This is a genomic window from Pseudoalteromonas piratica (genome assembly GCF_000788395.1).
Taxonomy (GTDB): domain Bacteria; phylum Pseudomonadota; class Gammaproteobacteria; order Enterobacterales; family Alteromonadaceae; genus Pseudoalteromonas; species Pseudoalteromonas piratica.
Genome location: NZ_CP009889.1, coordinates 527,406 through 543,056 on the forward strand (window position 1 = coordinate 527,406; position 15,651 = coordinate 543,056).

Genomic DNA, 15,651 nt, shown 5'->3' on the forward strand with positions numbered 1-15,651 from the left:
AGCCGCCCAGTTTGCCTTATCTCGCATTCCTTGCAGTAGAAAAATCAAAAGCCAATTTGTAAATAGAAAGTTAAAAATAATAAGTAAATTGTATTGACTAAATTTTAACCTGGCGTTAGGGTGAAGAGTATTAAGCCATTGTAAGGCAAGCAGTCGTGTCGTTTTGGTTTAATCAAGAAGATGCAATCGCAACGCATCCTGACAAAAACTTTTACCGATTAAACTCGTGTAACCAAATAAGAAGGACAACCCAATGCATCATGCAAAATTGACCACATGTGCACTTGCGGTACTGCTTAGCTGCAATGCAAATGCCGGTACAGGCATTCAAGATTTCTTAGATTCTTTGCGTAATTTTGAATCAGGTATCAACCCTAATCTGGCTGACTTTTATTTAGAAAACCTCAACAACCCAGTTTACAACTATGCACGAGTAAGTGCGCCAGGTCGCATGATTCGTGACTGTGCAACGGGCAGTATGATCCCAGAGCCAACCACGATAAATGATTTTTTTTCCAAACTGGGCGTTGATGGCTTTTACAATTCGCAAACACCTTATGACCCAGAAATGTTTAAAAGCATGCAATACAACTCGATGAATGCGTGGGGGTTTGTTGGTTATCAACTAGGTGAAGCCGTGTTAATTGATGCTGGTTACTATAGCCCTAAAGTGGTAAATGTGGATGGTGTGGAGTACGACAGCTTTTATGTGTTTGTGGATGATTCCACTTGGGCTGGCTGCAAAACGGAAGCATTGGTTGAGATTGTCGGTTCCGGTGGCAATAAAATTTTGGCAACGGATGTGAATAATTGGCAAGGTACATTTGTTGGTAAGAATGGCGTTAATTCATTCGCAGATTTAATCAAACCTGAAAAACAAGAATTAGTGATCCGCGATGCAATGCACTTTAACTATGGCGTGATGACACAATTATTAGGTGATGCCAATATGACATGGGCAGACGCCCTTGCTAAAAGTTGGCCAGGTGTGGATGACAGCGGCAATCCAATTCAAGTGCAAGCAACGATGTCGGGCTTACTTGCAGCAGCGCATTTACGTGGCGCATGGGGGACTGCACGTTTACTTACCAAAGATGAAATTACCTGCGATGAGCTAGGCACGTGTATCACTAAATACGTGCATAAATTTGGCGGTTACAACACTATTTTTGACACGCCAGCAAATGACACCATAGAAGGGTCAAGTTATGCCGAGACTCTGTCAGCAGGCTGGGGGAGTGACTTAGTAATCCTTGGCGGCGGCTCAGATATATTAGCGTTACACGAAAGTGACAACGCTGTCACGACTGTGCAAGGCTTTACTGTTGGGGATGACTTTATCGTTCTTCGCGATTGGCAAGCTACATCGCCTTTGGATAACTTACAAATAGCTGATACCGCGCAAGGGGCTGAACTCAGCTTTGCTAACCAACGAGTGATCATTGAAGGGATCAGTGCAGCTGATGTTAATGCAAATCCAACAGCGGTGATTGCAGAGTCTAAAATTTATGAAATTGCCTGGTCGGGTAAGCAGGTTGTTAATAACTTTAATCCTAAACTTGATAAAATTCGCGGTACGGCAGGCATTGGCTTCAAACATTTAAAAGCATATGAAACAGACACAGCATTAGTTGTTGGAGTGCAAGCGGCTGATGGGGGCATATATAGTTCGGTAGAACTAAATGGCTTAACCATTGCTGATTTAACTCCAGATATGTTTGATAATGTCACTGGAGGATACGATCGGTTAGGTTTTATCGTACCGCTAACAAGTCAAAATTGGGGTTGGAATAGCGTACTGACCGTAAATAGCTTCGACCCGCTTAAAACTGTGATTAGTATGCCTCTGTTTAATTACAGCTTCTCAATGTTAGTGCTAACACAAGAAGGTGCAGATACTGTCATTACCCTCGATGCAGCTGCTTCGCAAGGCGATCAAAAACGCTTGGTGCTCAAAAATACTGATGTTACATCCTTGAGTGAAGCTAATTTTGCCTTTGTGAATGGCAGCTTTAGCGATGCCATTATTGATATACCGGTTTATTATTCAGTGACTACCTCGGTTGTAGGTCAGGGCGGTGCAATTTCACCTTCACCTGATGCAAATGGAGTGTTAAGCGCCAAAGGAAACAGTGATTTTACCGTTAACTTTGTTGCTGATGCTGGCTACCGAGTTGCAAGTGTTACTGTCGATGGTGTATCAGTTGAAGTTGCCAATGCCTATACATTTGCATCAATCAGTAGCAATCACTCAATTGTTGTGAGCTTTGAACAAGGTGTTTCTTGTCCCGCACCTTGGGATTCGGCAAAAGTGTATACCGGTGGCATGCAGGTGACCTATCAAGGCAAAATCTATGAAGCGAAATGGTGGTCTCAAAATAATTTACCTACCGCAGGCGATCCATGGCGTTTTGTGAGTGATTGCCAATAATGAGTTGAAGGTTTAAAAAGTGATGCATTTGCATCACTTTTTTTGCATGGAATGTAAAGATTAAAAACCAAATACACTGATGTGAATACCCAAGCCATTGTTAAAACCGTTATCTGCAAAATAGTTTGAATAATTTAATTGAATATGAACATCTTGAGTGAGTTGGTATTCGATAAAACCTTTTGCATACATTGAGCTTTCAAAATCGTTTAATTCTTGGCTTTCACATGAGTCGCAACGAAACACTGAGCGCTCAATATTGTTGTAACGATAACCACCCAATATGCCGAAAGATAATCTATCCAAACTGGCTGGAGAGAACTTTAGCCCAGCTTCTGCATACATGCCAAACCCTGAAATAGACGATTCTTTGTTGCTGACTTGACCGGTAAATTCATTTTTTACGGTTTGAACAAAAGGCGCATTATCATCCATATACATGTAATCTAAACCTGTTGCAAATTGAATGTAAGGCAGAGGCTCGCCTTTGTAATAAAGACCAATAGCATGTGCGTTACCTCCTTCAATGAGCGGTCCATCAGTGGCTGTGCGATAATCACTTGCCGTTAGACTTTGATAACTTACACCGATTGAATAATCATAAAAGTTAATGTCACTTTTTGCGTTAGCATTTGCTGCGATTAAACAAAGCGAAATGCTCATAGTGCTAAGTAGTTTCATAATTTTTCTCCTAAAAAGTACTACAGTTGCGCACTAGGTGCACATAGTGTTCGCTGTCACGGTTGCTGTAGAAAATAATGCTGTTTTGATACTGGTACTGATAACTTGCGTTATCGTTACGCGGTGATGGCGTACTGCTCCACACTTCACCAAATGGAATATTCTTAAAGGCAAACGGGTTAAGCGGTGGTTCTTCACAGGCAAGCTCAATATTCTGTTGTAGCTCTTTTATACTCGGAAGACGCCAAGGGTTGGTATTGGCATTGGTATCGTTTAAATCGTTAGCAGCTTCAAAGGCTTGCTGCCAATTTAGCTTTTCTGGCTGACCTTGTTCACAATTATCACCACTAAGGCCGACTACGCATTTCTGCCAAATTAATCCAGTTAATGTATCAAGTACATTACCTTCACTGTCTTGTTTATAACGGTGACTTGGTGCTGTATTAACCTCGATGCTGTTGCAACGTTGTTGCGTGGCAAATAAACGACGATTAGTGGTCAATTGTTCTGCTTCCGTCGGGGCAGAAAATCGATTAATTAACCTATTTTGACCTCGCACTGCGCGAATATGACGGGTAGTCGAACTGACACCGCCAGCAACGCGACCGACACTAAAGTCAACAGCCCAAATACTGCCTTCGTCGTCTACATCTAAGCTGTTTGTCCAGTAAAAGCTGGATTTTGTATGTGGAAAATAATTTACATCGATTGCTGGCGTGAATGTGTTGTAGTTAACCAGTTCTTGCAATTCTATCTTGCTAGGTAAGCGCCAATCGTTAAAGCCGCAAAGTGCTGCTTGGTTTAGTCGCGCTAGGTAACTTTGGCTATCACATTCTCGGTCACATTCCCCCCCATTTGTTGTGGAAAATGCAGGATAATTATCGTCACGGTAACTGTAAGTATGTGAGGCATCTTGTAAATCGCCTGCTCCTGGAAATGTTTTAACTTCCCAAATTAAGCCGCTCACATTATCCATTACACAAGCATGTGGAAGCATATTATTGTCAGAAGTGTTGCCATTCGTATCTAACTTTTTAAAGCTGAAGCCTGCATGACCATCATCATTACTTTGCTCAATATCAGCACCGACATCACAATCTTGTAAAAAGCCGGATTGCCCATTGCAATTAGGAAAGTTTCCTTCAGGATAATCACCAGCTAATAACGAACCAGTGTCGTTAAACTCAATTTGCATTTCATCACAACTGCACTCTCCATCGCACATTGGCAAATCAAAGTTGATCGTGTTGGTCTCTTCCAAAGTGGTATTTGAAGGTGATGAAGCAACCTCATCAACCGCCTCATATTTACATGATGCAAGCAGCAATATGCTTGTAATTAAACAAACGGTTTTAACAATAAGGGCTTTGAAAATACGTGAGGTCATACATGTGCTCCCTCCAAATCATCTAAAGTGCAAGGTGCAAAATTAAAACCATTACAGTCTTTCGTGTCTCATTAAGCTAGCAAGTAACTATCTGCCTGATAGACTTAACTTATTGTTTAATAGTCATATTAAATGCTTTTTTAAAGGTTGTATTAATTCAATTACAACCATGGCGTTGGTAAAGCAGGCTTAACAAAACGGAATAATATTTTGCAATTCGATTTCTACTTATTTGCAAAATGCGAAGCATTATCTGAATGCGATGACAGCTTTGAACTTAAGCTAAAAGCGTAAGTTGTATAGAAGGAGATCTAATAACTACTTGATTTTATGTGTTTTATTGTTGTTTTGTTGAGTGTTCGGGTCGATTGCCTTGCTACTTTGGATTGGTAATTGCGTAGTTGTTTCCTAGCGTGATGCGTTTTCACTGCTTTAAGTGCTATTCCATCACACACCTCAATTACGTTAGCAATCTATTAGGAGCCGTTATGGAATCAGTCGACCCCATGTTAATTGCGTTTCTACCTAAAGACATCCGCAATATGTTTTTCCCATATGCAAGTGTGCAACTTGCTTCACTTGTGCTCAATCTTGTCATTGGATTTGTAATGGCGAGCATTATTGGGGCACATTTTCGAAAATATGCCAGCGCATTTTGTAATCGCCAAGACTTCTCGCGTTTATTCCCATTATTAATGCTCAGTGTGATCTTAATTATTACAGTGGTTAAGGCATCACTCGCATTAGCACTCGGTTTAGTCGGTGCGCTTTCGATAGTGCGGTTTAGAACACCGATAAAAGAACCTGAAGAGCTACTCTACCTATTTTTAAACATTGGTGTCGCGGTGGCGCTTGGTGCAGGTCAAACCCTCGCAGCGGTTGTGGCATGTTTTGTAACCTTACTGTTAATTGCTTGGGTTAAGAAGCGCGATAGCCAAGCAAAACAAGAAAATGGGCTGTTTTTATCGCTCAATCATCAATCAGATACAGGTTATCAAGACACGCAACTTGTATCACAGCTGAAGACATTATTGACCACTCACGCAGATCGCATTGAATTGCGACGGATCGATATTGCAGATAAGCGATTTGATGCCAGTTTTTTTATTTCTGTGAGTGATGAAAAGCAAATTGATGCCTGTATGAATGCGTTATCTAACACATACAGCGGTATAAACATTTCATTATTAGAGCAACACAATATTGCAGGAGTCTAGTTATGCGTTTAGACACAGCAAATCCACCGCAATCGCGCGCAGAGCATCTTAAATTGGTATTAAGCCTGATGCTGCTAGCTGTTTTGTTATTGCCATCCACCGGCGCGGTAAAACGCTTTTTAGTTGATAAAGGCTTTGTAGCAACAAAGCTATCAAGCAAAGAAAAAGCGATGCAGTTGGCTGCAAATGTCATTGCCTCGCCATACAGCTACTTCACTGCAAAAACAGACTTGCCACTTATTAAAGTAGATATTAAGTACCAAGACTGGCTGCAACTTGAAGAAGACAGACGCAGTGCATTTGAGCGTGGCATCATTCCTGAAAATCGTAGCCAAGTGACTGGTTCAGTGTACTTTGGTAAAGAAAAATACGCAGCAAAAGTTCGGCTGCAAGGCGATATGTTGGATCATGTAAATAAAGCCGATCGCTGGTCACTCAAAGTTGAGTTGAAGAAAAAGCAAGCCATGTTTGGTTCACGAAAATTTGCCCTTGTTGCACCCAGTGTGAGGGTAAACCAGGGCCCCAATTTGTTTGCTAAAAGCTTAGCAGTAAGTGGCTTTGATATTATCTCGCCTAAAAATATTCCGGTTAAATTAGTTGTTAATGGTGCCGATTGGGGCGTGATGCTGTTTGAACAAGCTTTTAGCCAAGATTTGTTAGCAGTCAATAATCGCACTGAAGGGCTGATAACGCGGCTTGATTTACTCGCAGAGTCGACAAATAGTAAAGGCGAAGTAACACGCACTTTAAAACCGAGAGTGTTACAACAAAAAACCATTTTAGCTAATCAGGCATTGGCAAATCAGCGGCAAATTGCACTTGCATTACTCGATGACTTTTTAACAGGCAAACGTCCCGCGAGCGATGTATTTGATGCAGCGCGTTTAGGACAGTACCTTGCGATGGTGGACTTATGGGGCGCATGGCATGCATTAACCTGGAATAATTGGCGTTGGTATTACAATCCTCATATTGCCAAGCTTGAGCCTATTCAAAGCGATGTGGCCGTGACACCTGCCGAACATATTTGGTTAATGAAACCGCCAAGTCACCGTTTTGCGTTAAGTAAAGCCATGCTTTCTGATAACCAAGTGAAAGCACATTATTTAGCAGCAAAACAGCAGCTTGTAACTACGCTTGAGTCAAAATTAATTCCTGAGCTTGAACGCTATGACAAGGCATTTATTAAGTCATTGCATCAAGACAGTCCGTTACTCGCGCCTTTTGATTATCACGTTATGAAACAACAGGCGGATTGCTGGCAAAATAATTACCTAAGTACGCAATGTAGCAAAATTGCCGAAGTGAGTAGTGAGCTTCATAAACAAATGGACAACTACCAAGCAAAAGCAAATTGGGATTTGCACAGTCGTTTAAATGAACACAATGGCGAACTTGTATGGCATGTAACTAATAGCGAAGCCGTGCCACTCACTATTAATAGCATTGAAGGAATTACAAAGCGTCAAGAAATTGCACTGCTTGAACAGATTAATGACGAATTACCTGTATCAATAGTACCTGGCGAGACACTCGCATTAAACTTGCCGGCGCGCTTAAGTGCTATTTCGGCGCGTGTTGCTTTGAAGGGTAAAAAGAGTGAAGCCTATTATTTCCAAAAAGAGACTGCGCCGCTTTCGTTTATTCCGCGCGGTGGTATGAAGCCATTTGTAAGTGAACAGTATCGTCACTTTATTGCACAAGAAGGCAATCAATGGCGTTTCAAAGCCGGTGAGTGGGAAATAAATGATTATTTAGTCACACCAGCTAATACTGACGTTATGATCCCTGCAGGCACTACGCTGAAGTTTGCACGTGATGCGGGTCTGATGGTATTTGGCAAATTTAATAGTCAAGGCACGGCAACTGCGCCGGTTGTTATGACCAGGCAACAAAACACGTCGAAATGGTCTGGGCTTAGTGTATTTGCCAATGATGAAAATACGTCACACCAAGTAGACCACCTGCACATTAGCTATGCCAGCAGCCCTAAGTTGGGTTTGTGGAAGCCGCGCGGAGCAATTTATTTTGTTAAGGGTAATGTCAATATGAACACAGTGAAAATCACTGATAACCAATCGGAAGATGGGCTTAACATTATTAACGCGAATGTGAATATTTATGACTTAACCATTAAAAATGCGCTTTCTGACGCCTTTGATTGTGACTTTTGCACTGGCGTATTGGATACCAGTGAATTTACCAATATTGGCTTTCGTTCAGGGGGAGATGGCATTGATGTGAGTGGCTCAACTCTGACAGTGAAACATGCCAAATTTAACTCGGTGCGCGATAAGGCAATTTCAGCAGGTGAACAAAGCCAGTTAATAGTAAGCGATACCCACTTTAATGATGTGAATTTTGGTTTGGTAGCAAAGGACAATTCATTGATTGAAGCACATCATGTGCGGGCATCCAATATTCAACATAAGGCCTTGATGAGCTATTCGAAAAAACGCATTTTTGGCCCTGCAGTAATGCGCGTGACAGATTATGTCTGTACCGACAGCGACTGTAATATTAAACAAACAGCCGAGCTTGGTAGTGAACTACTGGTTAATGGCTTAACCATTCGCACCGAAGCACTGGATGTAAAAAACCTCTACAACACAGTAATGAAATCGGACAAACCAAAATGAATACACAACCTAGAGAATATCGGTTTGAAGTGAAAGTGCCTGTGCCACTTAACCGATTACAAGAAGTGAATATTTGGCTACAGGCACACTCGATGTTATTTCGTAAGCATTATGCGTCTCGTGATATCAATAGCTTGTACTTGGATACGCCATTATTGGCACGTTTTGAGGAAAACTTAAGTGGTATTAGTACCCGCAAAAAAGTGCGTATTCGTTGGTATGGTGATTTAAACAATGCTGAAAAAGCAAAGTTAGAGTTTAAGCATCGGCAAGCGGGCAAAGGGTATAAAGTGATTTATGATACAAAGCTTGATTTTAGTGCCCCAGCGTTTTCTTGGCAGCATGCGCTTAAATCGGCCTATGCACAGCTGCCTGTAGATGCACAATTTTTGTGGGCAACAGAGCATAGCCCGATCATTATTTGTCGCTATCATCGTGCATATTTCATTTCAAATGATGAAAAAATTAGGGCGACCTTTGATTCTGACATTTCATCGTTTGATCAACGATATCGACAACATGCTAATTTGAACAAAGGGGTTCCTCTTGGCGATTATGTTTTGCTAGAACTTAAAACCAATGCAGAGTATGAAGCAGAGCTTAGTAATTTATTGGCAACTTGCCCGCTTAGGCCCTCTCGGCATTCAAAATATGTAAATTGTATCCGCAATTTAATGTGGCAGTAAATTGAGGTAAACCGTTATTTTATAAAGTGTATGTGTCATTAAATCCTTGCAGAATGGTAACTCCGGTAACAACATGGCCTTAATATTGGTGGAAGAGCCGATAAACACATTAATTGCCAATTTTGTCGAAAGTGATGCACCAGCATCGCTTTTTTGTATCTAATGAAAATTGACTGAAATAAATAAAAAGCTGGTGTTACGGCAAGGGCATTTAAACTTTTTCAGCGGGTTGTTATTATTCAACTAGAATAAATGATTCAAATACAATGGATTGATTGAATGTTCCTGTTCTTAAAAAACACCGCTTTTACGATATTAGCTTTGTGCTCTTTCTCACTGTGTGCTTCATCAGTACTTTCGCAGTTTATTGATCCATTAGATGGTAAATTTGATGCATCCAGTTACCTTGCTGAAAATGCATATGGCTTTTTGCCGGTACCAATTATTATTACCGACCCGGCATTAAATGGTGGTTTGGGTGCTGTTGGTATTTTCTTTCATGAATCGCAAGAAGATGCAGAAAAGCGAAAAGAGGCGATGCGCCACTCTGAAAATGCAGCACAACATTTATTACCTCCCAATGTGACCGCGGTTGCAGCCGGTTATACTGGCAATGATTCTTGGTTTTCAGGAGCAGGGCATTTAGGGTTTTTTAATCAGGGAAAAATTCGATACATGGGGGGCGTTGGATATGGTGACATCAATCTTAACTTTTATGGCTTTGGGGATCTCAATTTTAATAAAGCGTTAGAGCTGAATACTCAGGCCTTTGCGGCGATACAAAAACTAAAATTTAAAATACCCGAAAGCAATTTTTATATCGGGTTTAACCAACGCTACATTGATGCCAGTATTTCACCTACGCACCTTCCTGACTTTGGTGCGGTTTTTCCGCCACATTGGGAGAAACCACTTGAAGACTTGTTTCGTTCTTTGCTCACCTCAGAAGTAACAACATCAGGATTAGGTGTTTCATTACAATTTGATAATCGCGACAACTTCTTTTCGCCTCAATCTGGCTACAGTTATACCTTAGATATCACCCGCTTTGATGACGCGATTGGCAGCGACATAGAGTATGATTTATTTGATTTTGAAGGACTTAACTATTTTAAAATTAATGATGACTTTCACCTAGGTTTAAAACTAGCCGCTGAGCATGTTGCCACAAATACCTTGTTACCTCCTTTTGCGATGCCCAGTATGCGTATTCGGGGTGTACCGATTGGGCGATACCAAGGAGAATATGCGGTGGCGACTGAAGCGGAACTTAATTATAACATTGATAATCGTTGGACCCTTTCTGCTTTTTCCGGCATCGGTCGAGTGGCAAACAGTTTTGATGAATTAAAAGAGAGCAACAGTCGGGTTGGCAAGGGAGTAGGCTTTCGCTATTTAATTGCCAGACGCTATGGCTTTAAAATGGGCCTAGACGTCGCGTTTGGACCCGAAGAAACCGTTTGGTATGTGCAGGCAGGTTCGGCATGGTAATGCCAGTGACGTTAGTAATAAAATAAGCGTTTTTATAAGTTTATTCTGTGTGCAAACGTATTAGCTAGCGCATTAAGTCTGTAATAATACTCACATCTTCAATGCCAGCTTCTTTCATGGCCTCTTGTAATGCTTGAATGGCATCATACCGCGCGATTTCCAAAGAATTTAAAAAGCTCTGCTGGCTATCAACGACTGCTTGTTTGGTTTTCTCATCGCTGTATTCTGCGTTCTTGGCTTTTTCAAGCATTTCTTCGGCCATTTCTATTTGCTCAATTATGCGCTCAATGGCTTTGATCATGTCTTTAATGTGTTTTGGCAATGCGTCGCGCTTTTCCGCTTTAGCGTCATCGTTTTTTTTGAGCTTTTGCCAGCTTTCAGGGGAAATTGTCACAGTATTATCGCTAACATCTGTTTGTTCATCATTTTCTTTTGTTGACTGAACTGCTGGCGACGCTGGTGGGTTTTGAATCGCAAAAGGGATGTTGCCAATTTTTGAAATACTCATACTCGTCCTTGGAAATAAGTTATCAATCTGTTATCGGCTAATAAGCCTATTTCTATAGAGAAAATATGTAACTAATTACTTAGACTCAGTTATGTGCGAGCATCAAATAAAACGTAATTTTCACTGGCAAGTTAACAAGTTAGGATTACTATGCAAACACAATGCAATTTCTAAAAGCGTTTTGAGTCTGTTAATCTTGGTACATAAAGACAGCTGAGAACCTGCATAGGATGCGCTGGTGAGAAATGACGTTTAGTTTTTACATAATTTTTTCACTGCAGAGAAAATGAGTGTGACCTCAGCCCAAAGGCTATGGCTATTTATTTTGTTATTTGTATTGGCCCCATATAGGGTGTGAATACTTAACACTCTATGTGGATGAGTATTCAAATAGATAATCCATTGCTTAATTTAACAACCAAGAAAAGTGAATTTGCATATGTCACAACTTACAATTCGCACCATGTTGCCAGAAGAATTAAGCATTGCGGTTAACTGGGCGGCAAAAGAAGGCTGGAACCCTGGTATTAATGACGCCGCGTTGTTTTACCTTGCAGATCCAAACGGTTTTTTTGTTGGCGAAGTCGATGGCGAAATTGTTGCCGTGGGCAGTGCTGTTCGGTACGACTCTCACTATGCATTTTGTGGTTTATACATTGTTTCGCCAGCACATCGTGGCAAGGGGTATGGCCTTGCGCTGACCAAGCATCGCCTAGCTTATTGCGAAGAGCGAAATGTCGGTATTGATGGTGTATTAGAAAATGTCGATATTTATAAACGCATTGGTTATGTGCCTTATTATCAAAATAAACGTTTCCAAAAAATTGCGCAGGCGAGCACAAAAAGCGGTGCTATTACCGAGGTGAGAGAAGAGCATATCCCCGCAATATTGAATTATGATCTTCAATGTTTTGGTGCGCCCAGAGAGGCATTTTTGTCAGCATGGTTAATGCAAGAGTACGGCAGAGCAGTTTGTGTGCTAGAAAACGGACAGGTCACAGGTTATGGCGTTAGGCGAAAGTGTCAACAAGGGTATAAAGTTGGGCCATTATTCGCAGATACCCCAGACATTGCCAGCACTATTTTTAGGGCGTTACAACACGATATTAGTGGTGAAATCATTATTCTTGATGTGCCTGAAAATAATGGAAGCGCAGTTAAACTGGCTGAAGCTGAAAACATGGAGGTGGTATTTGCAACGTCACGCATGTATCAAAAGGGCATGCCAAATGTTGATTCAGACAAAATTTTTGGCATTACTACGTTTGAATTAGGTTAAGTGTTTAGCATTTTATAAACCCAAATTCTGCGTGCAATGTATTAATTATGTGCTGGCATTTTTAGTAAGGCGATACAATAACGTACTCAGCCTTTTGTATGAAAATGTTATCCCCAGAAATAGTGTGTAACTCTGTTTAAAAGTGTTAATTACCATTTATAATCAATAATTTAAATGGGTTCATACTTTCGTCATAAATAACTAAAAATACACGTCTGATTGCTAAATGATATAAGCAATACGCTAATAAAGAAGCAATACCAATTAAACGATATAAGGCTATGAAGGCTCATGTTTTTCGCTTTAGCCTATCTCTATCGTTTAGGGCTAAGTGAATCTCTTTTTCTCAAGACGCTCTTAACTTCTGCCCGCATTATTAATTTAAAGTTTCTTATCAGATTTGAAATAAGCAGATATTTTTTAAGAATAGCTTTCTAGGTTAGTAATGAGCGGATTACGGTTTCTGAGAAAGGCAACGGCAATAATTTATTACATGACCAAGCTCCCATTTTTGCTTATGAACATGGCACATTATGTAAAATTTTAACTGGCTTGATTATCTAATTGAAAAAAGCAATTTACTGATTTAAATAGGGAATTATCTAATAGTAAAGTTACATAACGATCCTAGAATAGCGCGATTAAGTAATGGCTCGATTATCTAAAACCAATTATAAATTGCTAGGGTAAAAAACTACTGTTAATCTGCTGAAAATATTAAATAAAATGACTTATTGGTATGCCAATTTTAGGTTGTGGATAACTTCCTTTAATCGAAATGCGCACTAATAAGCTGTTATATGTACTTAAAGAAATATAAGTAACCGAAACCATGAACTACGCAAATAAATTGTTAACAGGAATAGGTACTTTGCCTTTTATAGTTTGTAGTATCCTGCTGGGTAGCTTTAGTCAAAGTGTTCACGTCTCAGTTATCGCTTTGCTAGCATTTCTTATAAGTACTATTAGCTATCAAAAATTGGTAGTTTCAGCGCCAAAAGTTAAACAAGGTCATAGGTTTACTTTGTTTTTTACGCTTCCTATCATATTTTCGTGTAGTGTAATGTACATATAACAAAGCAAATTAAAAAGTGCGGACAAAAATCAGTTGGCTTTGTTCGTACCTCACAAATTTTAGCCAACTAATTTTTGCCGTTTATTAAGGCGTTAGCTATACAAATCAAGTAAGGCAAGGGATTCAGATGAAATATAAAATAATGCCATTGAGAGCTGATTTTTTGGATAAGGTTCGAATTTCAGGTATTGACGATCAAAATCAGGAAGTAGAAATATCTTACGCTGTTGGTGGAGAGCCTTGTCGCGATGTTCTGCGAGGAGCCAAGCCTGGTGAAAAGCTAATACTAGCTAGCTATTGTCCATTTACTAAATCTGGACCGTATAAAGAATATGGGCCGATTTTCGTTTTGGCTAACCAAGGTGATGAGAGTTTTGATGATACAAAATTGCCATTGCCAACAGGAGTAGACACTGATTATTTAGGTAATATCTTTGTCTTAAAAGCCTATTGTGAAAATGAGCGCATTTTAGATTCGAAATTATCCAATCCAGAGAATGCGAATATGATCCTAAATGAGTATTTTTCTAATGATAAGGTTTCTTTTGTCATCGCTAGGTATGCTGCCTATGGCTGTTATAGCTTTAGAGTTCAGCGAGCAGTATAGCTAACAATTCTTTACCCATTAACCGGGTGTTACGAACGAAATTTGTTGGCACAAAGCGGAAGTAACCCTCTGAATTTAATTATGTATCCGACAGTAATGAGCGAAAAACGGACATTAAATATTTTCTTAGCTAGCAAAAGGTTAGCTAATTTGATAAAAACGTAGCATCAGAAAAGTGAGCAGTTAGGCGGTAGATGTATGCATGATTTGCGCACTTTAAATTGTTATATGCAAAGGATGTTCATGTTCAAGCTGATAGTTTTAAGTTTTCTTCTAGTGGTTTCAATTTTTTCCACTGAGGCTAAGGGGAAATGTGATATTTCGGGTATTTGGAACCACTCATCTAAACCTGCAAAACTTTTTGTCAATTTGAGTAAAGGCGAGATTTCTGTTCTTTCTCATGATAACAATGCTAAAGCAATTGGATTAGTTGTTTTAAAAAGTATTGTGTTAGATTCATCTTCGAATTCTTGGGATGCAAAAATGTATAGTGCAGCTGAAGATTCATTTGTTGATGTTCAAATAAAATCGAAAAGCTGTAATCAATTAAGTGTTAGCTTTAACAACGAAGAAGTTTTAGGGCTATTAAGGTAAGTTTGCATATAACACACTGTTATCAGGGCTACATGGATGTAATATGAAAGTTTTATTTATCTTATCCATTATTTTCTTTTCTACATGCAGCAATGCTGTAGTGAAGAGGCATGATGTTCCAGCTAAAAATTATTTGTTAGCCGAAGCTCCTGAATATCTAATTGATATGCCCCATGAAGGGCATGGAGTGCTAATAAGTCCACAATGGATTTTAACAGTAGCTCATACAATATTTTATGATTACTCAGGAAAAAAAATAAAGGTAGGCTCTAAAAACGTTGAAATTGAAAAAGTTCATATACACCCAGGCTATATTGAAGCAGACAAAACTTTATTTAAAGGCGATGCTGCTCCTTTAATGAATTTCCTTAGGTCTAGAAGTGATATTGCATTAGTTAAGCTTTCAACCCCTGTAAAAGATCTTAAACCAATTGATATTTATTCTAACTCTAATGAATTAGGTCAAGAAATAACCGTATACGGTCGTGGAGCGACAGGGAATGGTAAAACAGGTGAAAATACCGAAACCAAACCCTTACGTGAGCTAAACCATTTTAAAAATATTGTTGAAGCTACTGATGATAAATGGCTTTCTTTTAAGTTTGATGAAGCGCAAAAAGCGTTACCTTTAGAGGGTATTCATGGCTCTGGGGATAGTGGTGGTCCATCAGTTATATTTGATAACGGCACTCCGTACTTGGTAGGTTTATCAAGCTGGCAAATTTGGCAAGGTGACCTTGCCTTATTCAAAGGTGGTTTATATGGTACTACTGCTTATCAAGTTAGGGTTTCAAATTATAGAGACTGGATAGTAAGTGTAGTGGGTAGCTAACAAATCGTTTAATAGGAAAAAACAGTTTGCTTTTGCTCCTTCCTCGCTAATTTTAGCCAAGCATTTATACGCCCATTAGTAGGCGTTGCGAATGACAGTTTCTGGCACAAAGCGGAAGTAACACTCTGAATTTAACTATGTATCCGACAGTAATGAGCGATCAAGAGACGTTCGTCATAATCTGGCTATGTTATCTTCATTCTTCCAAGCGGTCGTTCAGCTAA

12 protein-coding genes are annotated in these 15,651 nt (G+C 39.8%); 9 read left to right on the forward strand and 3 right to left on the reverse strand.

Annotated elements, in window-relative coordinates:
• Positions 1–253 precede the first annotated feature (253 nt).
• The gene (locus OM33_RS23010) at positions 254–2,431 is read left to right on the forward strand and encodes a carbohydrate-binding protein (RefSeq protein WP_040135371.1); all 2,178 of its coding nucleotides are present in this window, start codon (positions 254–256) and stop codon (positions 2,429–2,431) included.
• 60 nt (positions 2,432–2,491) lie between these two features.
• Here OM33_RS23010 and OM33_RS17120 read toward each other — a convergent pair whose 3' ends face one another.
• Together OM33_RS17120 and OM33_RS17125 are read right to left on the reverse strand one after the other, a co-directional pair.
• Entirely contained in the window at positions 2,492–3,112 is a 621-nt protein-coding gene (locus OM33_RS17120; RefSeq protein ID WP_040135372.1) for a hypothetical protein, read from the reverse strand.
• 10 nt (positions 3,113–3,122) lie between these two features.
• A complete protein-coding gene (locus OM33_RS17125) occupies positions 3,123–4,499 on the reverse strand; it encodes an Lcl C-terminal domain-containing protein (RefSeq protein WP_040135374.1) in 1,377 nt (458 codons plus the stop codon).
• A gap of 488 nt (positions 4,500–4,987) precedes the next feature.
• Here OM33_RS17125 and OM33_RS17130 point away from each other — a divergent pair, with 488 nt between their 5' ends.
• The 4 genes from OM33_RS17130 to OM33_RS17145 all read left to right on the forward strand — a co-directional run bounded on the left by OM33_RS17130 (position 4,988) and on the right by OM33_RS17145 (position 10,532).
• A complete protein-coding gene (locus OM33_RS17130) occupies positions 4,988–5,716 on the forward strand; it encodes a DUF4956 domain-containing protein (RefSeq protein WP_040135376.1) in 729 nt (242 codons plus the stop codon).
• A gap of 2 nt (positions 5,717–5,718) precedes the next feature.
• Positions 5,719–8,355 carry a CotH family protein gene (locus tag OM33_RS17135; RefSeq protein WP_040135377.1) on the forward strand — a complete coding sequence of 879 codons (2,637 nt, stop codon included), beginning with the start codon at positions 5,719–5,721 and terminating at the stop codon, positions 8,353–8,355.
• The gene (locus OM33_RS17140; RefSeq protein ID WP_040135379.1) at positions 8,352–9,041 is read left to right on the forward strand and encodes a polyphosphate polymerase domain-containing protein; all 690 of its coding nucleotides are present in this window, start codon (positions 8,352–8,354) and stop codon (positions 9,039–9,041) included. The genes OM33_RS17135 and OM33_RS17140 overlap by 4 nt, the downstream gene beginning before the upstream one ends.
• A 279-nt stretch (positions 9,042–9,320) precedes the next feature.
• A complete protein-coding gene (locus tag OM33_RS17145) occupies positions 9,321–10,532 on the forward strand; it encodes a BamA/TamA family outer membrane protein (protein WP_040135381.1) in 1,212 nt (403 codons plus the stop codon).
• Between the two features lie 64 nt (positions 10,533–10,596).
• Here OM33_RS17145 and OM33_RS17150 read toward each other — a convergent pair whose 3' ends face one another.
• Positions 10,597–11,040 (reverse strand): hypothetical protein, encoded by a 444-nt coding sequence (locus OM33_RS17150; RefSeq protein ID WP_040135383.1) that lies wholly within the window; start codon positions 11,038–11,040, stop codon positions 10,597–10,599.
• Positions 11,041–11,479: 439 nt separating this feature from the next.
• Between OM33_RS17150 and OM33_RS17155 the strand changes: the two genes are divergently transcribed.
• The 4 genes from OM33_RS17155 (at position 11,480) to OM33_RS17170 (ending at position 15,427) form a co-directional block, all read left to right on the forward strand.
• Positions 11,480–12,319, forward strand: coding sequence for a GNAT family N-acetyltransferase (locus OM33_RS17155; protein ID WP_040135385.1), 840 nt, complete (start codon positions 11,480–11,482; stop codon positions 12,317–12,319).
• Between the two features lie 1,202 nt (positions 12,320–13,521).
• The gene (locus tag OM33_RS17160; RefSeq protein WP_040135387.1) at positions 13,522–14,001 is read left to right on the forward strand and encodes a DUF1203 domain-containing protein; all 480 of its coding nucleotides are present in this window, start codon (positions 13,522–13,524) and stop codon (positions 13,999–14,001) included.
• A 243-nt stretch (positions 14,002–14,244) separates the two neighbouring features.
• On the forward strand, positions 14,245–14,595 hold the full coding sequence (locus OM33_RS17165) for a hypothetical protein (RefSeq protein WP_199922622.1): 351 nt from the start codon (positions 14,245–14,247) through the stop codon (positions 14,593–14,595).
• 43 nt (positions 14,596–14,638) lie between these two features.
• Positions 14,639–15,427 carry a S1 family peptidase gene (locus OM33_RS17170; RefSeq protein WP_040135391.1) on the forward strand — a complete coding sequence of 263 codons (789 nt, stop codon included), beginning with the start codon at positions 14,639–14,641 and terminating at the stop codon, positions 15,425–15,427.
• Positions 15,428–15,651: the final 224 nt, after the last annotated feature.